General features: G+C 32.0%; 21 protein-coding genes, 1 tRNA gene and 1 pseudogene. 17 read left to right on the top strand and 6 right to left on the bottom strand.

Features of this window, described 5'->3' with window-relative positions:
• Positions 1-21 precede the first annotated feature (21 nt).
• The 7 genes from BN1075_RS05160 to BN1075_RS05130 all read left to right on the top strand — a co-directional run bounded on the left by BN1075_RS05160 (position 22) and on the right by BN1075_RS05130 (position 6,588).
• A complete protein-coding gene (locus BN1075_RS05160) occupies positions 22-1,002 on the top strand; it encodes an ABC transporter permease (RefSeq protein WP_040192016.1) in 981 nt (326 codons plus the stop codon).
• Between the two features lie 13 nt (positions 1,003-1,015).
• The gene (gene opp4C, locus BN1075_RS05155) at positions 1,016-1,933 is read left to right on the top strand and encodes an oligopeptide ABC transporter permease (protein WP_040192015.1); all 918 of its coding nucleotides are present in this window, start codon (positions 1,016-1,018) and stop codon (positions 1,931-1,933) included.
• Between the two features lie 9 nt (positions 1,934-1,942).
• The gene (locus tag BN1075_RS05150; RefSeq protein ID WP_040192014.1) at positions 1,943-2,965 is read left to right on the top strand and encodes an ABC transporter ATP-binding protein; all 1,023 of its coding nucleotides are present in this window, start codon (positions 1,943-1,945) and stop codon (positions 2,963-2,965) included.
• The gene (locus tag BN1075_RS05145; RefSeq protein WP_040192013.1) at positions 2,946-3,932 is read left to right on the top strand and encodes an ABC transporter ATP-binding protein; all 987 of its coding nucleotides are present in this window, start codon (positions 2,946-2,948) and stop codon (positions 3,930-3,932) included. Before BN1075_RS05150 ends, BN1075_RS05145 begins: the two co-directional genes overlap by 20 nt.
• Positions 3,933-3,959: 27 nt before the next feature.
• Positions 3,960-4,154, top strand: a complete 195-nt coding sequence (locus BN1075_RS05140) for a hypothetical protein (RefSeq protein WP_040192012.1) — start codon at positions 3,960-3,962, stop codon at positions 4,152-4,154.
• Positions 4,155-4,336: 182 nt separating this feature from the next.
• Positions 4,337-5,194, top strand: coding sequence for a CAP domain-containing protein (locus BN1075_RS21080; protein WP_040192011.1), 858 nt, complete (start codon positions 4,337-4,339; stop codon positions 5,192-5,194).
• A gap of 689 nt (positions 5,195-5,883) precedes the next feature.
• Positions 5,884-6,588: a Crp/Fnr family transcriptional regulator gene (locus tag BN1075_RS05130; RefSeq protein ID WP_040192010.1), complete on the top strand. Its 705-nt coding sequence runs from the start codon at positions 5,884-5,886 to the stop codon at positions 6,586-6,588.
• A gap of 35 nt (positions 6,589-6,623) precedes the next feature.
• On the opposite strand, the gene BN1075_RS05125 is transcribed toward BN1075_RS05130, so the two are convergent.
• Positions 6,624-6,697 (bottom strand) — tRNA-Gln (locus BN1075_RS05125).
• 228 nt (positions 6,698-6,925) lie between these two features.
• Between BN1075_RS05125 and BN1075_RS05120 the strand changes: the two genes are divergently transcribed.
• Positions 6,926-8,104: an NAD(P)-dependent malic enzyme gene (locus tag BN1075_RS05120; protein ID WP_040192009.1), complete on the top strand. Its 1,179-nt coding sequence runs from the start codon at positions 6,926-6,928 to the stop codon at positions 8,102-8,104.
• 119 nt (positions 8,105-8,223) lie between these two features.
• On the opposite strand, the gene BN1075_RS05115 is transcribed toward BN1075_RS05120, so the two are convergent.
• The 3 genes from BN1075_RS05115 to BN1075_RS05105 all read right to left on the bottom strand — a co-directional run bounded on the left by BN1075_RS05115 (position 8,224) and on the right by BN1075_RS05105 (position 11,246).
• Entirely contained in the window at positions 8,224-8,961 is a 738-nt protein-coding gene (locus BN1075_RS05115) for an FAD-binding oxidoreductase (RefSeq protein WP_042386960.1), read from the bottom strand.
• Between the two features lie 152 nt (positions 8,962-9,113).
• On the bottom strand, positions 9,114-10,547 hold the full coding sequence (locus BN1075_RS05110) for an alanine/glycine:cation symporter family protein (RefSeq protein ID WP_040192008.1): 1,434 nt from the start codon (positions 10,545-10,547) through the stop codon (positions 9,114-9,116).
• A gap of 276 nt (positions 10,548-10,823) precedes the next feature.
• A complete protein-coding gene (locus tag BN1075_RS05105; RefSeq protein WP_040192007.1) occupies positions 10,824-11,246 on the bottom strand; it encodes a hypothetical protein in 423 nt (140 codons plus the stop codon).
• 239 nt (positions 11,247-11,485) lie between these two features.
• Between BN1075_RS05105 and BN1075_RS05100 the strand changes: the two genes are divergently transcribed.
• From BN1075_RS05100 to BN1075_RS05070, 7 genes and pseudogenes are all read left to right on the top strand, one after another.
• A complete protein-coding gene (locus BN1075_RS05100) occupies positions 11,486-12,430 on the top strand; it encodes an ABC transporter ATP-binding protein (protein ID WP_040192006.1) in 945 nt (314 codons plus the stop codon).
• Positions 12,431-12,440: 10 nt separating this feature from the next.
• Entirely contained in the window at positions 12,441-14,114 is a 1,674-nt protein-coding gene (locus BN1075_RS05095; protein WP_040192004.1) for an ABC transporter permease subunit, read from the top strand.
• A 198-nt stretch (positions 14,115-14,312) separates the two neighbouring features.
• Complete coding sequence (locus BN1075_RS05090; RefSeq protein WP_040192003.1) at positions 14,313-14,750, top strand: LytTR family transcriptional regulator DNA-binding domain-containing protein; 438 nt, start codon at positions 14,313-14,315, stop codon at positions 14,748-14,750.
• 12 nt (positions 14,751-14,762) lie between these two features.
• Positions 14,763-15,212 carry a DUF3021 family protein gene (locus tag BN1075_RS05085; RefSeq protein ID WP_040192001.1) on the top strand — a complete coding sequence of 150 codons (450 nt, stop codon included), beginning with the start codon at positions 14,763-14,765 and terminating at the stop codon, positions 15,210-15,212.
• A gap of 5 nt (positions 15,213-15,217) precedes the next feature.
• Positions 15,218-16,100: pseudogene (locus tag BN1075_RS05080) on the top strand (ABC transporter ATP-binding protein).
• A gap of 4 nt (positions 16,101-16,104) precedes the next feature.
• A complete protein-coding gene (locus tag BN1075_RS05075) occupies positions 16,105-16,794 on the top strand; it encodes an ABC-2 transporter permease (RefSeq protein ID WP_040191999.1) in 690 nt (229 codons plus the stop codon).
• A gap of 11 nt (positions 16,795-16,805) precedes the next feature.
• Entirely contained in the window at positions 16,806-17,603 is a 798-nt protein-coding gene (locus tag BN1075_RS05070; RefSeq protein WP_040191998.1) for an ABC transporter permease subunit, read from the top strand.
• Between the two features lie 50 nt (positions 17,604-17,653).
• On the opposite strand, the gene BN1075_RS05065 is transcribed toward BN1075_RS05070, so the two are convergent.
• Positions 17,654-18,976, bottom strand: coding sequence for an MATE family efflux transporter (locus BN1075_RS05065; protein WP_040191997.1), 1,323 nt, complete (start codon positions 18,974-18,976; stop codon positions 17,654-17,656).
• A 252-nt stretch (positions 18,977-19,228) separates the two neighbouring features.
• Here BN1075_RS05065 and BN1075_RS05060 point away from each other — a divergent pair, with 252 nt between their 5' ends.
• Both BN1075_RS05060 and BN1075_RS05055 read left to right on the top strand, forming a co-directional pair.
• On the top strand, positions 19,229-20,494 hold the full coding sequence (locus BN1075_RS05060; RefSeq protein ID WP_052406397.1) for a class 1 isoprenoid biosynthesis enzyme: 1,266 nt from the start codon (positions 19,229-19,231) through the stop codon (positions 20,492-20,494).
• A gap of 120 nt (positions 20,495-20,614) precedes the next feature.
• The gene (locus tag BN1075_RS05055; RefSeq protein WP_040191996.1) at positions 20,615-21,601 is read left to right on the top strand and encodes a sodium:calcium antiporter; all 987 of its coding nucleotides are present in this window, start codon (positions 20,615-20,617) and stop codon (positions 21,599-21,601) included.
• Positions 21,602-21,643: 42 nt separating this feature from the next.
• On the opposite strand, the gene BN1075_RS20590 is transcribed toward BN1075_RS05055, so the two are convergent.
• A complete protein-coding gene (locus BN1075_RS20590) occupies positions 21,644-22,615 on the bottom strand; it encodes a sensor histidine kinase (protein ID WP_197072278.1) in 972 nt (323 codons plus the stop codon).
• Positions 22,616-23,145 lie beyond the last annotated feature (530 nt).

Raw genomic sequence — 23,145 nt, 5'->3', positions numbered from 1 at the left:
TATAAATGGAGGGGTGAGGCGATGTTAAAATATTTTTGCAAGAGAGTCTTGAATATGATTCCAGTAATATTAATAATCACTATTATTCTTTTTTCATTACTTCAGCTTATGCCTGGAGACCCAGTAAACGCATATCTTGGACAAGGTTCTAAGACAACACCTGAACAACAAGAACAAATAAGAAAACAATTAGGATTGGACGAGCCAAAACCAGTGCAATACATAAAATGGCTTGGAAGAACATTAACAGGAGACTTTGGAAGCTCTATAAAATATAGAAAACCAGTAAATGAAGTTATGGGTAACTTTATTTGGAATAGTTTTATTTTAAATTTAGTTGCCATGGCAATAGCATTTGCAATTGCAATTCCAGTTGGAATAAAGGCAGCGGTCAAGAAATATGGACTTTTTGATAATTTTTGGACGGTATTCACCCTACTGGGTGTTGGAATGCCATCATTCTTCTTTGCCTTGCTGATGATTTATTTAGTAGCAGTGAGGGTACCAGGAGTACCTTTAAATGGTATGAGAACTCCAGTGTTAGCAGCTATGGGATATAGCAGTGTGTGGGCAGAGTTTTTAGACGTAGCTAAACACATGATTTTACCAGTATTTGTTCTAACACTTTTAGATTTAGCAGGTCTACTTAGATACGTAAGAAACAGTGTACTTGAGGTTATTAATCAAGATTATATCAGAACAGCTCGTTCTAAAGGATTAACAGAGAAGGTTGTAATTTATCGTCATGCCTTCAGAAATGCGTTAATACCAATAGTAACACTTTTAGGAATGTATATACCTGGATTGTTTGGAGGCGCGATTCTTTTGGAAACCGTTTTCCTATGGCCGGGAATTGGTAAGATATTATATGATGCAGTAATGCAAAGAGATATCTGGCTTGTAATGGGAGCTAATACTTTCTATGCAATATTAATGGTACTTGGAAATCTTGCAGCAGATATGTCCTATGCATTAGTTGACCCAAGAGTAAAAGTAGAATAGGAGGGTGGTCTAAATGGTAGAAGTTAAAGAGACAAAAAATGAAAAGAAAAAGAAAGACCTCCAAGCTATGGGACCATGGAGAGTTGCTTGGGAAAGATTCAGAAAAAACAAGCTTTCAATGGCAGGAGCTATTATATTTTTTTCAATAGTTATATTAGTAATATTAGTACCAATAATATCACCATATTCATTACACGAATTAAATTTGCCTAATAAATTACAGCCACCATCAGGAGCACACTGGCTTGGTACTGATGAGCAGGGGCGTGATGTACTTATGAGAGTATTTTACGGTGGAAGAATTTCTATGATTATAGGAGTTTTAACTGCAGGTGTAACAGTACTTCTTGGAGCAACTATGGGCGGAATTGCTGGTTACTATGGCGGATGGGTAGATAATATATTAATGAGAATTACAGAGATTGTATACTCACTTCCATTCTATCCACTAGTAATAACCCTTTCTTTCGTTCTCATGTGGCGTGTAAGCAGCTCTATGAAGATGTATATAGTAATGTTTATCTTGGCGATTTTATCGTGGCCAGGACTTGCCAGAATGGTTAGAGGACAAATTCTATCCCTTAGAGAGCAAGATTTTATGGTTGCTACTAAGGCCTTAGGTTTATCAACAAAAACTAAAATTGTAAGACACTTACTTCCAAACACATTAGCTTATATCATAGTTAATGCAACACTTGGTATGGGGGGAGCAATTCTTACAGAGGCTTCACTTTCCTTCCTTGGTCTTGGAGTTATTCCACCAACACCAACTTGGGGTAATATGATTGAAAGAGCAAGAGATACTTTCATATTCACTAAGAATCCATGGGTATGGATACCACCAGGAATATTAATAATCTTGACAGTTGTTAGTATAAATCTTCTTGGCGAAGGCTTAAGAGATGCCTTTGACCCTAAAGAGATAAGGTAGGTGGAACGAATGGAAAATTTATTGGAAATCAGAGACTTAAAAACGTATTTTTACACTGATAGTGGAATTGTAAAGGCGGTTAATGGAGTTTCCTTCGATGTTAAGCCTGGAAAAACTCTTGGTATAGTAGGCGAATCAGGCTGTGGAAAGAGTATTACTTCCATGTCCATCTTAAAACTTATCGAAAAGCCAGGCAAAATTGTTGAAGGTACAATAAAGTTTGATGATAAAGATATCGTTGGAATGGGAGATAAGGAGATAAGAGAAGTAAGAGGTAATGATATATCTATGATATTCCAAGAGCCAATGACTTCCTTAAATCCGGTATTTAGAGTTGAAGATCAAATCATGGAAGCGATTATGCTTCACCAAGGTTTAGATAAGCATGAAGCTAAGAAGGTTGCAGTGGACATGCTTAGGTTTGTTGGAATTCCAAGGGCAGAGCAGGTTGCAAGGGATTATCCACACCAATTAAGTGGTGGAATGAGACAGAGGGTTATGATTGCTATGGCTCTTGCTTGTAAGCCAAAGCTATTGATAGCGGATGAGCCTACTACAGCTCTAGATGTTACAATTCAAGCTCAAATTCTTAAGCTTATGAACGATCTTAAAGAAAAAACTAATACTGCTATAATGCTTATTACTCACGACCTTGGAGTAATAGCACAAATGGCGGATGATGTTATAGTAATGTATTCTGGTAGAGTTGTTGAATCAGCGCCAGTAAAAGAATTATTTAGAAATCCTCAACATCCATATACTAAAGGTCTTCTTGCATCAATACCAAGCTTAGATCAGGATAAAGAAAGACTTCACTCTATTGATGGTGTAGTTCCAAGTCCATTTAATCTTCCTAAGGGTTGCTATTTTGCACCTAGATGTGAATATGCTAAGCCGGAATGCCAAACAAAGATGCCTGAAATAACTAATACTGGAGAAGATCATATAGTTCGCTGCTTCTTATATACTGATGAAGTAGATGAAAAGCATCATAGAGAGGAGGATATTCACAATGGCAAAGGAAAGAAATAAACTTGTTGAAATCAGAGATTTAAAAAAGTATTTCCCAACAAAGGGGAAAGATGCAGAGGGCAATAAGCTAGTAGTTAAAGCCGTTGACGATGTTTCCTTTGCTATATATGAAGGTGAAACCTTAGGATTAGTTGGAGAATCTGGATGTGGGAAATCTACTCTTGGAAGAACTTTGCTTAAGTTATATGATCCAACTAGTGGAGAAATCATATATAAGGATGAGAATATTGAAAAGTATAAGGATAGGCAGATGAAAAAGCTAAGACAAGAAATGCAGATTATCTTCCAAGACCCTTATAGCTCATTAAACCCAAGAATGAATGTATTTAATATAATTAGTGAAGCTTTAGTTGAGCATAAGATATTTAAAAGAGGTCCAGAATTAAATGCCAAGATTGAAGAAATCATGCAGGAATGTGGATTATCTCCATATCATATGTATAGATATCCACATCAATTCTCTGGTGGTCAAAGACAACGTATAGGAATTGCTAGAGCTCTTGCTCTAGATCCACAGTTTATCGTTTGTGATGAGCCTGTATCAGCTCTTGACGTATCTATTCAATCGCAAATATTAAATACAATGATGGATTTACAACAGCAAAGAGGATTATCCTACTTATTTATATCTCACGATTTAAGTGTTGTAAAACATATCAGTGATAGAGTTGGAGTAATGTACCTTGGTTCTTTAGTAGAGCTTGCAGCAAAGGAGGATTTATATAAAAATCCATTACATCCTTATACAAAAGCTTTACTTGCAGCTATACCTGTTGCAAACCCAGAGTATGCAAGTGACATAAGTCTTATTAAAGGCGAGATACCAAGTAACGTTAACCTTCCAAAGGGGTGTAAGTTTAATACTAGATGCCCATTTGCTAAAGAAATTTGTAAATTAGAAATACCTCCTACTAAGGAAGTTGAAAAAGGACACTTCTGTGCTTGTCATTTTGCTGGTGAAGTATAGAGTAAGATAAAAGAGGGAGATGGTTTTATGGCAAATATGAGAAAGGTCGTTAAAGAAGCTCTTGGCAAGAGAGAGGCAAATCCAGATATGATTGGAAAGATTGAGTTAGAGAAAAATGATGTATTAGCATTGATACTAGCAATGGCATCAGTTGCGATACCAGTATTTCTACTAATGTTTGCAGGGGTTGCCCTAGTAATATTTGTAATGTTTTATCGATAAAATTCATCTGCTTGATTAGAATAATTTATAAGTTCAAAGGATATCCAGATAAGGATATCCTTTTTTATGTTTATAAATCCATAAATGTAATATATTCGAATTTGAAGAATTCATCTACTAAACAAAAAACTTAAAATTTATGTTATAACTAAAGAGCAGGAAAACATAAGGAGAGTGATAGAATGAAAAAGAAAATTATTACAATGATTTTATGTGTAGTAATAGGGGGGACATCTATAGCTGGAGTATCTATTTATAAGATGTCACAAGGAACAACAGAAACTCAAACCTTGGTGAAGGCTCCTGAGGAAATTGATGATGTAACTGCTAAAAAAGAAGAAGACACTTTTAAAGATATAGAGGTTAGGGAAAATAACTTAACTGAAAAAGATGGACAAGCTAATAAGGATGCAGTAGATTCTACAGTTGATGCTTCAGAAAGAACAATAACTGGAAATACGGCAAATGGTAGACAAGCACCTTCAAATAGCGATGAGCAGACCGATAGTTATAATATTGTTAATGAAGATAAAGATATTGTGATAAATGGTGGTTCTAATAATAACAATAATGGTGGAAATGCCAATGAAGAGAATTCTAATAGCATTGTAACACCACCAGTACAAGAAAATGCAAGTTTTAATGCTGAAATAGAACAGCTAATATTTAATAAAGTAAATGAAGAAAGAGCCAAAGCAGGTGTACCAGCCTTAAGTTATAATTCAACAATGGAAACTTATGCAAGAGTAAAGTCAAAGGACATGGGAGTAAGAAATTATTTTGACCATGTAGACCCTGATGGAGAAATGATAACTGCTCAGATGGCTAGAGACGGAGTTTCTTATAATGCCTGGGGTGAGAATATTGCATACATTGGAGGCGTAAGTGATGCTGCAGCTTTAGCTGAACAGTTTATGACAAATTGGATGAACTCTGACGGTCATAGAGCAAATATATTATCAACAAACTTTACAAGTATTGGTGTAGGCGTATATAAATCAGGAAATAGATATTACGCAACTCAAGAGTTTTATAAGTAAGCCCCAAAATCTATGATTTGGTTAAGGCTAACTTACTCCATCGAACGAATGTGAGGTGGAGTTTCTTATGTAATCCTCCAAAAGTGACACTCCAAATCTTAAAAAAGACTATTTGATAGGATATAACTTTATTATGAAAGCTTATATAAACGTAATTAAACCCCATAATAACTCCATGGAAATAGCTCAATCCTTAAAGGATTGAGCTATTTTTTCTTTTTTTCAATTTCATTTTGAAATTTAAGTACTTCAATTGTTACATAACCTAAAAATAAAAAGAGAAAAAAAGGTTCTAAAGATTTTAAAAGGTAGGTAAAGTTTGCCATAATATCAATCCTTTAATGAAATTTATAATATAAATGTATTCATTTTTAACTTAGAATATACGATTTTTAGATAAGAGAATTAAGTTGATAGGATATTGTTTTTAATAATGAAATAGAGTAAACAGATATCTTGAGAAATTTCTATATACATTGGGAGAAGAGAGAAAAGGAACTTCAAAAATAGCTTTAATAGCTAGTAATGTTAAGACAACGACCTAAAAATAAATAATATATATGTGGGATGTATGTCTAAAAGATCGGCAGCATATTTATTATGTAAAACTCGTTGAATAAATTTTACGTTAATGGTAAAATTTATACAAAGTTAAAAGTAAAATACGTATATAGTAGGGGGATAATTCTATGGAATCCATTGAACATAAAAATACTGAAAAATTAGTTGATTTCTTAAAAAGTGTATGTATTTTTTCAACGCTTGAAAGAGTGAAACTTAATTATATAGTGAAGAATTGTAAGGAAATTACCTATAAAAAGGGTGATATGATTTGCAAAAAGGATGATTATGCTAAAAATGTGTATATCATTAAATCAGGGGCAGTAACAGAATTTGCAATGGATGATAATGAGTTTTCTGTAATGATAAAATACAGCATGAAAGCGGATTATTTTGGTGACTTAGGAGTGTTGGTAGATAATAGCTATGTAACAACAGTTATGGCTTCTAGCCAAGCTGTGCTTATTGTTATTCCAGGTGAGATTTTTAGTAAGTTAGTATGGGAAAACCCATGTGTTATGAAAGAAATGTTGAGAAGCTATAGAAAGAGACTTCAAAATTCAGCACAAAAAATTATGTCCTGCACCATGTTTAATTCAGAAGGCAGATTAGCATATATCTTAATGATGATTTATAAGGAGTCTAACAAGGGGAGATTTGTAAATGAAACACAGGAGAACCTTTCTGTTAGGTGTGGAGTATCTAGGCAGACTGTATCAACTATTTTAAATAACTGGAAAAGATCTGAAGTTGTAAATGTATATAGAGGAAAAATCGAAATAACAAATATGGAAGCACTAACTGACATATTACTTAATGGAGCAAAATCATAATTTTGCTCTTTTTATTTTTCATCCTTAATTAAAAATGGCAGGGGTAGCAGGATTTGAACCTGCGATACAGGAGTCAGAGTCCAGTGCCTTACCGCTTGGCGATACCCCTAAGATACATGATAGAACTTATACTGCCACTTTAATGATAGATATATGTTACATTAATATTCTATCATTAAAGGGCTATAGATAATATATATTATTGAAAATATTGGATATTTCTATAGGTGAGTATTTATTTATTGGAAAATATAATTGATATATTGTTTAAATCTTTTCAAATCAATAAAAATTAGGTAAACTAAAATAGACTTTAAAAAAGAGGGGACGATTAAGGATGGATTATAATAAGTTAAGTTTAGAGCTGCATGCTCAGAATCAAGGGAAAATTGAAATTGTTTCAAAAATAAAGGTTGAAAATAGAGAAGATTTAAGTACGGCATATACACCAGGGGTTGCAGAACCTTGTAGAAAGATAGCAGAGAACAAAGAAGAGGCATATACATATACTTCAAAGTCAAATTTAGTTGCAGTTGTTACAGATGGAACTGCAGTTTTAGGTCTTGGAGATATAGGTCCAGAGGCTGCAATGCCCGTAATGGAAGGAAAGGCTATTCTATTTAAGGAATTTGCTGACGTTAATGCTTTCCCTATATGCCTGGATACAAAGGATACTGAAGAGATAATTAAGGCAGTAAAATATATAGCTCCAACTTTCGGAGGAATAAATTTAGAAGATATATCAGCACCAAGATGTTTTGAGATAGAGAGAAGATTAAAGGAAGAACTAGACATCCCAGTATTCCATGATGACCAGCATGGTACCGCAATAGCTGTATCCGCAGGTTTAATAAATGCTTTAAAGCTTGTGGGGAAAAAATTTGAAGAAGCTAATGTAGTTATTAATGGTGCTGGTTCAGCAGGGATTTCTATATGTAAGCTTTTAATGATGCAAGGCATAGGAAATGTGGTTTTAGTGGATAGGAATGGAGCTTTAGCTAAGGGTGAAGAGTGGATGAATGATGCTCAAAAGGAAATGGCTGAGGTGACTAATAAAAAAAATGAAAGAGGTCTGTTGACAGAAATAATAAAAGGAAAAGATGTATTCATTGGAGTTTCATCACCCAATGTTGTTACAGCTGAAATGATAAGCTCTATGGCTAAAGATTCCATAGTTTTTGCTATGGCAAATCCAACACCAGAAATCATGCCCGAAGAAGCTATTAAAGGTGGCGCTAGAGTTGTTGCAACTGGAAGAAGTGATTATCCAAATCAAATTAACAATGTACTTGTATTCCCAGGAATATTCAGAGGTGCGTTAGATGTAGGAGCAACGGATATTACCGAGGAAATGAAGATTGCTGCGGCGAGAGCTATAGCAAGTATTGTCAAAGAAGAAGAACTTAAAGAGGATTATGTAATTCCAGGAGCCTTTAACCATGAAGTAGCAAAGGTTGTAGCAGAAGAAGTTGGAAGAGTGGCAAGAGAGTTAGGCATAACAAGAGTAGATAATTAAAAGTAATAAAGAAAGAGGGTAAATCTTCACAGATTTAGCCTCTTTCTTTAGGTAAATGTCTCAATTTAGTATTTAGATATTTCTAGTTAATATATAAGTACTTCTTTAAAGCAATTTGCTTAGCTGCTAAAAAGTTCATAATAAATATTAGCTTTATTTACTCCAAGCTCAAGAAGATGACTCTCAACTGATTTCATAAAAGGTGGAGGACCACATAGATAAAAATCAGAATTAAGGTTTATATTTTCTTTAAGGAACTCTTTTGAAATATAGCCCTTATAGTTATAATCTACAGATTCCTTATCTTCAGCTAAAGGTGAAGAGTAGAACACTGTATTTTTTATTCCACTTAAGTTGGCAATGTTTTCAATATCCTCTTTAAAGGGATGAACTGAGGAATTCTGAACTGCTTGTATGAAATGAATGTTATTTCTTGTAGAAGATTCAGCATAAAGCATTGAAAGTAAAGGTGTTATGCCAATACCACCAGAAATAAGAACGGTATCATTAGTTTTGTTTTTTATGGTGAATAGCCCTGTAGGAACCATTGCTTCAATTGAATCGCCAATTTTTAGATTTTCATGAAGGTAGGGACTAATTAAACCACCTTCAATTTTTTTTACACTTATTCTATAAGTGTATTCATTTGGAAACATTGATAAACTATAGGTTCGAAGTACATCTTTATATTTTGGATCATTTGTTTTAATTTTAAAGGGTAAAAATTGTCCAGGAGTATGCTTAACAAGCTTTCCACCATCTTTTGCTTTAAAGTAAAAGGATGTTATACCTGGACATACAGGTACCTTATCTACTAAAATTAATTCTCTAAAATTGGTCCATGCTGTATTAGTCATTTTAATTCTCCTTTCAAAAAATTATTATATAATAATAATTATCCACAATTTGAATAGGAAGTCAATAGATGTCATTACAAAATATGTATATAGTGAAAATATATTTCATTATATAAAAAAGGTGTTGGAAGATACCAACACCTAAAATTTTATTAAGCTATTTCATTTATATCGTCTACGCCTTCTGAATCATAATCATTCCAAGCTTCAGTATTTGTAAGTCCTGGAACAGATGAAGCTTTAAACACTGGGTCTTTTCCAGCTTTTAATTGAACACTGTAATCTTCCAGAGCTGCTATTGCATATTTTGCTAAGAATAATATAGCTATAAGGTTTATTACAGCCATAAGGGCCATGAATAAGTCTGCCATTGCCCAAACTATATCAATAGAAGCTAATGCACCACTGAATACTGTTAAGACAACAAATGCTCTGAAAGAGTTAAGAACAACTTTACTCTTTGTTATAAATTCTAAGTTTGCTTGTCCATAGTAGTAGTTACCAACAATAGAACTGAAGGCAAATAAGAATGTACATATTGCTAAGAAGTAAGTTCCAGCCATTCCGATTTGTGAGCTTAAAGCACTTTGAGTAAGCTCTATACCAGTTAATTCAGTTCCAGCATAGTTTCCAGAGATTAATACTATGAAGGCAGTACATGTACAAATTACGATTGTATCAGTGAAAACACCTAAAGTTTGAGTTAATCCTTGCTTTACTGGGTGAGAAACTGTTGCTGTAGCAGCTGCGTTTGGAGCACTCCCCATACCAGCTTCATTAGAAAATAATCCTCTTTTTATACCTTGCATAACAGTGAAACCAAGTCCACCAGCAGCAAATTGCTGAATCCCAAAGGCATTTTCAAAAATTAATTTAAAGATACCAGGTAAAGCTTTAAGGTTGATTAATATTACAAATACTGCAATTAAAATATAAGCAGTAGCAAATATAGGAACAATTACTTCAGATACTTTAGCTACTCTCTTAACCCCACCAAAGATTACGGTAGCAGTTAATATAGCTAAGATAATTCCCATCACTGTCGGGTTTATATTAAATGCATTTGTAAATGCAAGAGTGGTTGTATTAGATTGTGCAGCGTTGAATACTATTCCAAAGCATACAGTTGTTAATACGGCAAAGATAGCACCAAGCCATCTCATTCCAAGTCCTCTTTCAATGTAATAAGCAGGACCACCAAGGAAGTTACCTTCATTATCTTTTGTTTTATATATTTGAGCTAAAGTACTTTCTACAAAGCTTGAAGCACCGCCAATAAGAGCGATAAGCCACATCCAAAAAACTGCACCAGGACCACCAGCAGCTACTGCCATAGCAACACCAGCAATGTTTCCTGTACCAACTCTTGAAGCGGTACTAATACAGAATGCTTGGAAAGAAGATACCCCATCTTTTTCTTTTTTATCATTTGGCTTTAGTAGTCTAAACATTTCCTTTAGGTATCTAAATTGAACAAATTTTGTTTTGAATGTGAAGTATAAACCAGCACCTATAAGTAATGCTATTAAGACATATGACCACATGAAGGTATTAAGCTTGTCTACAATTGTCGTTAGTAATTCCATAATTCATCCCCTTTTCGTAATTAATATTTTTTGTCCGAATATCCCAAATATTTATAAGACTATTATAAATTTGAAATAAAGTCAAAAACACTCAAAAACACGAATGTTCGAATATATTATTTATATAGTATACAGTTTTATGCATAAAATCAAGGGTAATATGCATTTAACTTAATAAAAGTTTAAGAAAACCATATCATTTTGCTGATATATAGCAAAATCTCCAATATATGATCTGTAATAGAACACATATTGGAGATTTTGATTTAAAACATCTTAAGTTTTAAGTTTGAATTCATGTAAACATCTTTTGCAAGTTACTGTAATTCTGCCTTTGTGTCTTGGGAGTCTTAATTTTTGACTGCACCTAGGACATTTAACTATTTTGAAGTCTTTTTTTTCATTAAACCATTTTGATATTTTTGAAAATATCGGTGCTAAATCACTAAAATGAAATATTGGAAGATAATTAGGAAGTGCACGGTTAAATTTAACTAAAAATTTATTGGCATGAATACAAAAACTTTTTAGCTCCTGATCTCTTTTTGATATATTTTTTGAAAAAACTCTATAAAGTGCAAGAATTAAAATGATAGAAGCTAAGATTCTTGTAAAATAGAATAAATTAAAAAAAGATGATACTAGAATTAAAAATATTGATAATAAATCAAGTCCATAACTATCATTTAGAAAATTCATTTTACCACCTCATACCTTAAGCTTTGTATTAATTATAGCTTATATCAAATTCCTATTCAAAGAATTTTCTAAAACAGTTTTATAAATAATTTATGAAGTTTATCAATTCTTACGAAATTCTTTCATTTATTAAGAAAAATATAGAGTTTCTTACATCTTTATTACAAATTACGGAAATCTATTTTCAATGCTAGAGAAATACTTTATGCTGAATTTAGTAAAAATGATGAGGTGAGAAAATGTCTAAAGTTTTAGAACTGAAAAATGTTAGTAAAATTATAGGGAAACGTAAAATCGTTGAGAATATTAATTTTGATATAAATTCTGGCGAGATTTTTGGTTTTTTAGGACCTAATGGTGCAGGAAAAACAACCACAATTAAAATGATAACTGGACTTTTAAAAATTGATGAAGGTGAAATTCTTATAAATGGTAAAAATGTAAAAACTAATTTTGAAGAAGCGCTTTCTTCTGTTGGTGGAATTATTGAGAATCCTGAGATGTATGGATATTTATCTGGAAGAGATAATCTTGAAATCTATGGAAGAATGCATGGTCAAGTTTCAAAGGATAGAATTAATGAGGTTATAAATTTAGTTAAGCTTGATAATCGTATAGATGATAAAGTGAAAAAGTATTCTCTGGGCATGAGACAAAGATTAGGACTTGCACAGGCATTACTTCATAGTCCAAAGCTTTTAATTCTGGATGAGCCTACTAATGGACTAGACCCAGTAGGAATTAAGGAGCTTCGTGATACCTTAAGAGAACTTGCTGAAAAAGAGGGCTTAGCAGTATTAGTATCAAGTCATCTTTTAAGTGAGATGGAATTGATGTGTGATAGATTTGGTATTATTGATAGTGGAAAAATTATTGATATGAAGACTATGAAGGATATCAGAAATCAAGAGAATTCTTCAAAAAAAATATATGAGATAGAAGTTGATAACGGTGGAAAAGCATTTGCTGCATTAGAAGATGCAAGTAAAGCTGAGGGCTTTAAGGTTGAAGCTACAGTTGATAGAAATATAGTTAGAGTTAATTTAACTAAAGATCATGTTGCCTTATTAAATAGAATATTAGTTAAGGCAGATGTTTTAGTTTACACTATTTGTCCGGTAGAAAATACTCTTGAAGATGAGTTTATGAAGATTACAACTGGATCAAAGAGTCAAATTAGGTAAGGAGAGAGCTATGGGTAAGATTTTTGGATTAATAAAAAATGAATGGATAAAACAATATAAGAAAATTAGTGTTAAGATAATTTTAGTACTAATTCTTGTAGCTAGTATTGCAGCACCTTTTTTACTTAAGTTTTTCAACAGCAATAATAATGATTTAAAGTGGTCAATGGAGAGTTATGAGAATCAGTTAGAATGGTTACAAGTAGAAAGAGATGGCGTTGATACTGCTGCAAAAAATGCTCAAATAAATAAGGATATAATTCAAGTTGAAATAGATTCATTTAACCTTAGAATGGAAAAGAAGATAAGCTGGAGTGACTGGAGAGATACTATAATAGGCGATATGCAGTATAAGCAGAATATGGTTATAATGCTTAACGGTATTAAATCGGGATTAAAAGGTTCAGACCTTACAAATAACATTTATAGAATTGATCCAATTAGCTTAGATGAGTACTATGAACTATCATCAGAAGAGCTACAAAAAGAGATTGATAAGTTTACTAATGAAGCAGCAGAATTAAAAAATACAATTGAAAACAATGATTATATGGCATACTTGTCTGGAGTTATAAAGTCTACTGAAAAAGATATTGAAGACAGTAAGAAAACCATAACGACCTTAGAGGCAGACTTAGCTAAAGATAAGGAAAATAAAGAAATACCTTTAGAGATAGAGGCATTAAAAAAATTAATAGGAACTCAAGAAGAACTTTTAAAGGCTTATAAATATAAATTCGATAACAATATTGTATATGATTCAAAAAATTGGAAACACAATACGGTAGAACACATAAAAATGTCTATAGAAGCTAAGAATGAACAGCTATTAACAGAAGAGGCTTTTAAACAGCAGTATAGCTGGGAAATAAATAGAAAAGGATATACTTATGAAAAGTACCAAGCAGATAGAGAAGAGAGAATAGCAAAGGCAGAGGAAAGTTTAACTTTAGATTGGTACAGCTTAGAAAATAATATTCCTCAGGTTCAATTTATCAAAGATGCAAGAAATTCATTGAATGAAACGTACTTATTTTATGTAACAATTGCAATATTATTATGCATAATTATTGGTGGTGGGATAGTTTCTTCAGAGTACTCTACAGGTACAGTAAGACTTCTTATGATAAGACCAGTTTCTAGATGGAAGATATTATTCTCAAAATTAGCAGCAGTATTTATTATTGGATATGGGGCAATGTTTACAGCCTTCTTATTAAATATAGTTTCTAGTGGAATAGCACATGGGTTTGGAACATTAGGTACTCCTATGCTAGCTCTTAAAGATGGGGTAGTAGTACATCAAAACTTTATATTATCACTTATTCCAAATCTTATGTTTGCAAGTATTAGTTTAATCTTTATTATTGCAGTGGTATTCTTCTTCTCAACGGTAGGAAGAAATACAGCACTTGCAGTAGGGCTTACAATGGTAGGATTCTTAGGAAGCATGCCTGCAGCACAAGTTGCAGCAAACTTAAAAATGACTTGGATTGGTTCAACTTTCCTTCCATATGTAAACTTAACAACTTTTGCTGGTGGTGAATCTTGGGTATTACAATCACTTGAGCAAATGGGTGTTACATTAAATGCAACAATGGGGGCTGTTCAGTTATTAGTAATAGCCGTAGTATTAACAGTTATATCATTTGTTGTATTTACTAAAAGAGATGTTACTAACTAAATTAGAAATTTAAAATTAAAAATTATTGGGAGCTGTATCTTAATGAAGTTTTTATACTTTATTAAGATACAGCTCTATTTTTGTATATATTAATATATGCAGTTTGGTATGTGAATTAAGCAACTTAGTAAAAAGAGGTTGTTTGAGAAAATTTACAATAATATACCATAAATATAGAGCAAGGAGGGGAGGTCTTTTATGAAGGTAACGATAAATGAGTCAGAGACTCTTGAGGAGATTGAAATAGTAGTTAATTGTAAGCTGGTTGATGAAAATTTATTAAAGATGATTGCAGCTATTAGAGGTTTCGATAGAAAAATTACTGGAACTAAGGATGGAAAGCTCTTTGTTTTAGAGGTTGATGATATATATTATTTTGAATCAGTGGATAAGAAGACTTTCATGTATATGGATAAGGATGTATATGAAAATACAATGAGGTTATATGAGCTTGAGGAGAAGTTTTCCAATTCAGATTTTTTCAGGGCATCAAAGTCTACAATTATTAACTTAGCAAAGGTAAAAGTAATTACACCTGTCTTTGGAGGCAAGCTTGAGGTTATTTTAGAGAATGATGAAAAGTTAATGGTATCAAGGCAGTATGTACCGTTACTAAAGAGTAAGTTGGAATTTTAGGAGGGGTAAAAAATGAGGTCATTTCTTATAAATAGTTATGAGATAAAAAAACTATGTTGTTTGTTTTTTTCTGGAGAAGCAATTTTATATGCATGTGTAGCTCCATTTATTGGACAGACAAGTATAAGTCTTTCTCTAGTTTGGCAGATGGTTGTGATTTCAATTATAATGGCAATTTTACAATATGTAATTTACACCTTTGATTTTATGGGTAAGGTACCAAGAATAATTAAGGTATCAATACACTATCTGTTATTAGTTGGAATAGGATATTTATTTGCAAGCTTATTTAAGTGGTTTGATTTATCAAATATAAAGTATGTTGCAATTGCTTTAATTATTTTTACAGTTTCTTTCTTAATGATAGCTGGAAGCATAGGGTTATATAGTAAATTAACAGGTGAGGAATTTAATGAAAAATTAAAGGTATATAAAGAATTAAAATCTAAGAGTGAGGTGTAATACTTATGAACGCAGTGGAGATTAGAAATCTTACAAAGACCTATGGAAAAGCTAGGGGAGTAGACAATATAAGTTTTTCAATTAAAGAGGGAGAAATTTTTGGTTTTATTGGACAAAATGGAGCTGGAAAATCTACAACTATAAGGACTCTTTTGGCTTTAATTCATCAAAACAGCGGTGAAGCTTTAATTTTTGGAAAAGAAGCTTCAAAGCATCCAGAAATATTAGAGCAGGTTGGATATCTTCCATCTGAGGTTTTTTATTATGATAATATGAAGGTTATTGATTTATTAAAGTATTCAGCTAGTTTTTATAAAAAGGATTGTACCAAGAGGATGATGGAGCTCTCTGAATTACTTCAATTAGATTTGAATAGGAAGATTGAAGATTTATCCTACGGTAATCGTAAAAAAAGTTGGGATTGTTCAGGGCCTTATGCATAAGCCAAAACTTATTATTTTAGATGAGCCTACAGGGGGATTAGATCCATTAATGCAGCAGACCTTCTTTAAGTTATTAAGGGAAGAAAATGAAAAGGGAGCTACTGTTTTCATGTCTTCTCATATCTTAAGTGAAGTGGAAAAGCTTTGTGACAGAGTTGCAATAATAAAAGAAGGGAAAACTATTGCATTAGAAAGTATTATGACTTTAAAAGAAAAGAATCATAAAAGGGTTCACTTAGAGTTAAATACAGGCATTGATGCAGGAGTCTTTAAATTAAGTGGAATAACCGATGTTGAGATTGATGGTAAAAGCTGTTCCTTCTTATATGCAGGTAATATAAATGGTTTAATGAAGTTATTGAGTACTATGGATTTAAAGAATGTTAGTCTTGGTGAACCAGAGCTTGAGGAAATCTTTTATCATTACTATGAAAAGGAGGAGTAGTGGTATGAATGTATTTCGTTATGAGTTTAGAAGCAGCCTTAAATCTATGCTTTATTGGTTTTGCACCACAATTTTAATTACATTAATATTTCTTTTAATGTTTTCGTCTTTTAAAGAAATATTCATGTATATTTTAATTTGTGTTGGACTTCAATCAGTTAATTTATCCCTTGGAATCTTCTCTAAGGAGAAGCGATTTAAAAACTTTGACTTTATTCTTACAAAACCTAAGAAGCGAAGTTCTATTTTGGGCTGGAAGGCTCTATGTGTACTGGCATATATAGTTTTAAATACAATTTTATATACAATTGCTCTGATAATTATGATTTCAATAGTTGCAAAGGAAGGATATGATTTTAACTATATAATGCTTTTGAGTGTTGCGATATTGCTTACGCAGCTAATACTAGATTCTGTTGGAGCTTTTTTAGGAGTAATATTACCTAAGGTTAAATCAGTAAGTTCTATAGCAACTATATTGGTGCTAGGACTTTACATTGTTCAGATTGTAGAGAACTTTTTAGCAAGCAGTACAATTAAATATATAAACCCCTTTGGCATGTATGATTCTATGGAGATTTTAAAAAGTGGTTCTATATCAGGTGTTAGTTATGGTGTAGGAATTGGTATGATAATAATTTTTACTGGAATCAGTGCTTTAATGTATGTTAAAAAAGATATTCAGGTAAGTTAGGGGGAGTGAAGATGAATGTGTTTAAAAGAGAAGTTAAAGGAAGTGTTAAGGCTTTATTTATATGGGCTATAGTAATAATAGTTTTTATTGCAGCTGGATTATATAAATATACAGGCTTTGATGCTAGTGGTATGGACATATCTGTTTTAATGGATAGTATGCCCAAAATGGTTTTAGCTGTATTTGGACTTTCCACTTTTGATTTAAATAAGGCTACAGGATTTTATGGAATTATATTTCAATATATAGTGCTGATGGGTGTTTTTTTTGCAGCGCATATAGGCTTTAATACCTTAGTTAAAGAGGAAAGAGATAATACTACGGAATTTTTAATGGTTAAGCCTATTTCAAGGAGAAGGATACTATTAGAAAAGCTTCTTGCTAATATTGTAGAGATTTTAATATTTACAGCAGTTTCTTTTATAGCATCTGTTAATGGTTTGAAGCTTCTTATACCGAAGGAGAATTTAATTAATGTTATTGTTAATCTTCACTTAGGGTTAATTATGGTTAAGCTGCTTTTGATGACTATGGGATTGTTTGTAGCATCCATATTAAAGAAGACGAACAAGGTATCAAGTATCATAATGAGTACTGTATTTGTCTTTTATGTTTTTAGCGTTTTAATAGATTTCAATGATTCTTTTGAGTTTTTAAGAATTATATGTCCATTTAAATATTTTAACGCTGCAGAAATAATCGGGGGAGAGAACTTGAGTTTAGTTTATAGTATTATTGCTTTAGTTGGCGTAATAATCTTTACTTCCCTTAGTATTCCTTCCTACGAGAAACGAGATTTAAATATATAAAAAATAAATCCAAAAAGCTGAAAGTGAAATTATACTTTCAGCTTTCTTGCTTAGTGTGAAGCTATTTCAGTTTTAAGAATTTTATTACTATACTTATATAATATCAAGGTGGTAAGTACTACAAAACCTTGAGTTACTGGAATTGCAAACCAAACACCATTTAAGTTGAAAATTAATGGCAGAATCAGCATACATAGCGGAGTTATGGCAAGGGGTTCTAAGTATACAAGAATAGATGCATAGTTAGCATGTTGTATTCCATAGAAATAAGCAGATGAGGTTCTAGAAATTGCTATTAGTGGGAAAGCTACCGTAAATATAGGTAAAGAATTAGCTATTATTACTGAGGCTTCAGCAGATGCTCCAAATATTTGTGGAATCGTTGTTTTCATGGCAATAATAATAGTTCCAGTAACAATACCAATTACCACGGCAAGATTGATAGTTTTTCTACGGATATAATGAATAATATCTAATTGTTTTGCACCTTTATAATAACTGATTAGTGGTTGAGAACCCTCACCAACCCCTTGAACTAAAAGCTGTGCAGTTGACATTACATAGGATAAAACGGCATAGGCAGCAACAGCGATATTCCCACCATATTTAATACATTGCCAGTTAGCAAATATTATTATTATAGAAGGAGAAAGGGATAGTCCCAAAGGAGATAAACCTATTCTAAAGATCTTAGTAACTATATATAAATCTAATTTATATTTTTTAAAATCTATTCGGTTTTTCTTGTTAAACATAATGAATGTTGAAGCTATTACAACTAGAGCCTGACCAGTTACAGTTGCAAGGGCAGCACCAGCCATACCCATGTTTAAGGAAATGATGAGTATATAATCTAAAACTATATTGGTAACAAAGCCCAAAATCATTATTACCATGGCAAACATTACATATCCCATGTTTCTAAGAAGTGGAGTAAAACCCGTTCCAAGCAGCTGAAAAATACTACCCAAAACGAAGATTCTGCAATAAATCAGTGCGGTATCATATACCTCATCTGCTGCACCAAGCATTCTTAAAATAGGACCTATAAAAGAATAAATTATAATAGTTAATGTAAGTGCTGCAATGATTAATAACACAATAGTGTTTCCACGAGCAAGCTTTGCCTTATTTTCTTGGTTTCTACCAAGATAGTTTGACATTACTACTGAACCACCAATACCGATACCTGTACCAATGGCAAGGATTAGAGCTGCTATTGGCCATGCTATATTTATTCCAGCAAGACCAGCATCACCAACTGCTTGTCCAATAAAGAGCCCATCAACAAGGCAATAGATTCCTGAAAGCAGGCAGGTAAACATTGATGGAATAACATATTTCCAAAACTTTTTATTAATGCTTTTATCCATACTTTAAACCTCTCTTATATTTATTTATATAAATTGATTTCAAAAAATTACGCCACTAAACATGATAAACTATATGGTTACTGTATAGTCAAGATATTTTTTGATTTAATAATGACCAATAATCAGTAAATGCAGATTTATATTGAATAAAATGAAATTATTAAAAATATACCAAAACATGTAAAAATAAACTATAATATTAGTAAATAGGGTTATTGATATAGGTTAATTTTCGATTTTAAGGAGGACGGTATGGGGGAAGGTTTAAATAAAATAAATGTAGCGGAATTAAAGAAAGAGTATAGAAATAAATGGTGGCGTATGTCAAATTTGTTAGAAGTTCCTTTAAAAGAAAGCAGTTATTTAAAAAAGAAAAACACAGAAAAAAAGTTTGAAAAATTAGTGGATGAAGTAATTGAGCATATTAACTCTTTTCCAGAAGCGATTGAAAAGAGAGAACAGTGGAAGAGCGAAGGACAGAAAAAACTTGAAAAGAGTATTCAAGGATTTGAAGGATTTGAGTTAGCTTCAGTTGATGAAAAAATGAAGATGCAATTTATAGATACTACTAAGGAATTTATAAGGGAGTGTAAAAAATTTGATAAAGATATTTCTTATGGAGACATTGGGCAGGCAATGAGAAATGTTTGGATAATAAGCATTCTGCAAAAGACTTTTGGAAAGGATATAAAGTTTAGTATGGCAAGCTTTGGGTATAGTATGTTGTACCCGTATTCAGATAATTATTTAGATAATCCTGAGATAACAATAGAAGAGAAGAAAAAATTTAATGAAAGATTTTACAGACGATTATTAGGTGAGGAATTAAGGCCTAATAGTGAACATGAGAATCAAATTTTTCAGCTCATAGAAAGAATTGAACAAGTATACGATAGAAGGTCATTTGAAAAGGTATATGAGAGTCTTCTCATAATATTTGAAGGTCAGAGGAAAAGTTTAATTCAACAAGAAGGGATAAGTAATCCTTATGAAAAGGATATGCTTGATATTTCAATTGAAAAAGGTGGTGCTTCTGTCATTGCAGATGGATACCTTATTGAAGGAGACTTAACAGCGGAAGAGGAAAACTTCTCTTTTGGATATGGTTTTTTGCTTCAATTGTGTGATGATCTTCAAGATGTAAAAGAAGATAAAGAAAATAATCATATGACGGTGATGTCACAGCTGGCAGGTAGGTATGAGTTAGATAATATTGTTACAAAACTAATTAATTTAACAATTGAAGTGGTTAAGGAAGCTAACTGCTTTAGGTGTGAAAATGAAGAGTTGGTGAAAAAGTTGATTATAGATAATTGTGTATTAATGATTATATTCGCTGCAGCTATGGCGAAAGAATACTTCTCAAAGAGTTATATTAAGGAAATAGAAAAGTACCTTCCATTTACAATGGGGTATATTGAAAAATTAAAGAGTCGTATGAGGAGTAAGTTTAAGTCTATAGAAAGAACTTATTATGATTTGGATATTGAAGAGGTTGTTTATTACTTGTTGTCATAGAGCTAAAGATAATTAATAATAAGGTCCTACTAATAAATGCAGAATCATTGCGGAAAATGACGAAAGATGTTATTATATTAACGTCTTTTTTTCTGCCATTGGCAATTTAGGAGGAACAAAATGATTTTTGTTATATATATTTTACTTGCGCTTGGAGTTATTGTTTTTTCAGTGAAGCTTTCCTTTTACGTGGATGAGCTTGACAAGAAAACTAATGTTTCAGGAGCTTTTTTAGGTGGAGTTATGCTTGCAGCAGTGACATCCTTACCAGAATTGTTTACAAGCATTGCATCAACTATATTTTTAGATGACGTTAATTTAGTATATGGTAATATTTTGGGGAGTAATATTTTCAATTTGACTATATATGGATGTTTAGTACTGGCTAGTACGAAGGCATTTAACAAAGCTAAGGTTACATCTAGTCACAGAAATACGTTAAAGCTGTTACTTATAATGTATGGAATAATTTTTACTGCTAATCTTATTGATAGAGATTTTACATTCTTTGGAGTTAGCTTTTTTTCTATAGCCATATTAGTGCTTTATTTAAAAGGGGCTAAGAAAATGTCTATTGATGAAAGTTCAGAGGGTGAGGAAAAATCCTCTAGCAAGTTAACAGTGAAGCAGATTTTAATCCGATTTACATTTTTAAGTGTTGGGCTAATTATATGCTCTATATGTATAACTATGGTCACAGATGAAATAGCTAGGCAGCTGAACCTTGGAGTTACCTTGGCGGGAGCTCTTCTGTTAGGAATAGCAACTTCGCTTCCAGAACTGACTTCATCAATTGCATTGGTGAAAAAAGGGAATTTTAATGCTATGACTGGAAATATACTTGGAAGTAACTTATTTAACTGTGGAATATTATTTCTAGTAGATATTATGTATATTAAAGGTTCTTTATATCAGTCATCTACTCAACAAGGATTTTTATTAATTATTTTTGGATTTATTTGTACAATAGTAACATATGGAATGTTGAAGATTAAATATGAATTAGGAAAGACAACGGAGAATACTAAGGGGAGTTCAATTCCATATGCTTTAGCAAGTTTGACAATTGTTTTAAGTTATATAACTTATGTTATAATGTCAATATAAAAGGGCTGTTCATTTGAACAGCCCTTTTATATTAAGGAAATACTATGTGGTTGCATTATCTTTAAGCTGGTCTTTAACTAATCCTGCGAATTCCAGGTGGAATGCAGATGAAGCATTGATATTTGGGTAAATAGAACCAGTAGAAATATCTTCATCTAAAGTTTCAGCTAAATTAGATTTTGGAAACTTTAAGATGAAAGTACTACCAACCCCTAATTGGCTATCTAGAGTAACTTCACCACCATGTAAGGTCATTAAGGATTTTACTAAAGAGAGTCCAATACCACTACCACTCATATTGTTGTTAGGTGACAGTGAGCCTTGAACGAATCTATCAAAGATATTCCTTTGGGTTTCTTCGTCAATTCCCGTACCAGTGTCTTTAATTGATACAAAAACGAAGTTGTCGTCGTCATATAGCTTCACAGAGATTTTACCACCGTCAGGGGTGAATTTTAAAGCGTTAGAAAGCAGGTTTAAGATAATTCGCTCCAGCTTTTCTTCGTCTAATGCAAGAATCATTTCTTCAAAGTCAGTATCAAAGGATAGAGCTATTCCTTTTGAATTCATAAAATCAACCAAGGAGTCTATGATACCTTCTACAGTAGTAACAATATCAAGGTTTCTAATACTAAGGCTGAACTTTGCAGCATCAATTTTGGAGATATCTAAAATATTATTTAATAATCGTGTAAGTCTGATTGAATTTAATTTTATAGAAGTTATGTATTTTTCAGCTTTATTATAATCAATATTTTTATTCTGAAATTGTTTTTCTAAAAGCTGTTCACTACTATAAATAATATTTAAGGGTGCCTTTAGATCATGAGAAATATTTATAAAAAAATCAGTAATATATTTTTCGTGCATTTTAAGTTTCTCGTTTGAGTCATCCCTATCATCAATTGCTGTTAACAGCATTATATATGTATTGTAGACTTTTTTTGATGAATCATGTTTAATCATTGAATATACAAAGGCTAGTAAGTTTGCAAATACAATACTAAAAAGCATGATATTTAGCATATATCCTTTCGGAAGCCGAAGAGCTAAGTGAAACATAAATATAATAGTAAGTGGAAGGTATAGAATAACACTTTCAATGGTTTTTAATGAAAAAAATACACAATTTGAAAGTACATATGTAGGATATATAATTAGTCCGAAGCGACAATCTTTACTGAATACGGCAATCATGGTGTGCAGAATGAAAACTGGAAGTAAATATGATATAAAAAATATTCGATTTAAACTGTAGGATTGCGTATTTCCAAAAAATAAGAATAGCAAGTATGAAGTGAACCATAAACCTAAGTAGGCTGTAAGAATTAATATTATGGGATTGTATTTTATATTAACAAGATTTAAATTTATAACAGCAATATAAGAAATGCATGAAATTAAATCTACCATGCAAAGAGCAAAGCAAGAGCGTAAATTGTATTTGCATTCATACAATTCAAAGGTCATGTTTTTAGATGGCTTAACATTAATTAAAGATTCCATTTCATCCCTCCTACAAAGTATTCATTAGAAATCATCTA

The organism is Clostridium culturomicium, assembly GCF_000821305.1.
Taxonomy (GTDB): domain Bacteria; phylum Bacillota; class Clostridia; order Clostridiales; family Clostridiaceae; genus Clostridium_J; species Clostridium_J culturomicium.
The sequence above is the reverse complement of the archived record's forward strand: the minus strand, read 5'-3'. Positions and strand labels throughout refer to the sequence as shown.

Bases quoted from the DNA above. Each gene is read 5' to 3' on its own strand.
- BN1075_RS05160 (WP_040192016.1), top strand. From the start codon at position 22: ATGTTAAAATATTTTTGCAAGAGAGTCTTGAATATGATTCCAGTAATA.
- opp4C (WP_040192015.1), top strand. From the start codon at position 1,016: ATGGTAGAAGTTAAAGAGACAAAAAATGAAAAGAAAAAGAAAGACCTC.
- BN1075_RS05150 (WP_040192014.1), top strand. From the start codon at position 1,943: ATGGAAAATTTATTGGAAATCAGAGACTTAAAAACGTATTTTTACACT.
- BN1075_RS05145 (WP_040192013.1), top strand. From the start codon at position 2,946: ATGGCAAAGGAAAGAAATAAACTTGTTGAAATCAGAGATTTAAAAAAG.
- BN1075_RS05140 (WP_040192012.1), top strand. From the start codon at position 3,960: ATGGCAAATATGAGAAAGGTCGTTAAAGAAGCTCTTGGCAAGAGAGAG.
- BN1075_RS21080 (WP_040192011.1), top strand. From the start codon at position 4,337: ATGAAAAAGAAAATTATTACAATGATTTTATGTGTAGTAATAGGGGGG.
- BN1075_RS05130 (WP_040192010.1), top strand. From the start codon at position 5,884: ATGGAATCCATTGAACATAAAAATACTGAAAAATTAGTTGATTTCTTA.
- BN1075_RS05120 (WP_040192009.1), top strand. From the start codon at position 6,926: ATGGATTATAATAAGTTAAGTTTAGAGCTGCATGCTCAGAATCAAGGG.
- BN1075_RS05115 (WP_042386960.1), bottom strand. From the start codon at position 8,961: ATGACTAATACAGCATGGACCAATTTTAGAGAATTAATTTTAGTAGAT.
- BN1075_RS05110 (WP_040192008.1), bottom strand. From the start codon at position 10,547: ATGGAATTACTAACGACAATTGTAGACAAGCTTAATACCTTCATGTGG.
- BN1075_RS05105 (WP_040192007.1), bottom strand. From the start codon at position 11,246: ATGAATTTTCTAAATGATAGTTATGGACTTGATTTATTATCAATATTT.
- BN1075_RS05100 (WP_040192006.1), top strand. From the start codon at position 11,486: ATGTCTAAAGTTTTAGAACTGAAAAATGTTAGTAAAATTATAGGGAAA.
- BN1075_RS05095 (WP_040192004.1), top strand. From the start codon at position 12,441: ATGGGTAAGATTTTTGGATTAATAAAAAATGAATGGATAAAACAATAT.
- BN1075_RS05090 (WP_040192003.1), top strand. From the start codon at position 14,313: ATGAAGGTAACGATAAATGAGTCAGAGACTCTTGAGGAGATTGAAATA.
- BN1075_RS05085 (WP_040192001.1), top strand. From the start codon at position 14,763: ATGAGGTCATTTCTTATAAATAGTTATGAGATAAAAAAACTATGTTGT.
- BN1075_RS05075 (WP_040191999.1), top strand. From the start codon at position 16,105: ATGAATGTATTTCGTTATGAGTTTAGAAGCAGCCTTAAATCTATGCTT.
- BN1075_RS05070 (WP_040191998.1), top strand. From the start codon at position 16,806: ATGAATGTGTTTAAAAGAGAAGTTAAAGGAAGTGTTAAGGCTTTATTT.
- BN1075_RS05065 (WP_040191997.1), bottom strand. From the start codon at position 18,976: ATGGATAAAAGCATTAATAAAAAGTTTTGGAAATATGTTATTCCATCA.
- BN1075_RS05060 (WP_052406397.1), top strand. From the start codon at position 19,229: ATGGGGGAAGGTTTAAATAAAATAAATGTAGCGGAATTAAAGAAAGAG.
- BN1075_RS05055 (WP_040191996.1), top strand. From the start codon at position 20,615: ATGATTTTTGTTATATATATTTTACTTGCGCTTGGAGTTATTGTTTTT.
- BN1075_RS20590 (WP_197072278.1), bottom strand. From the start codon at position 22,615: ATGCTTTTTAGTATTGTATTTGCAAACTTACTAGCCTTTGTATATTCA.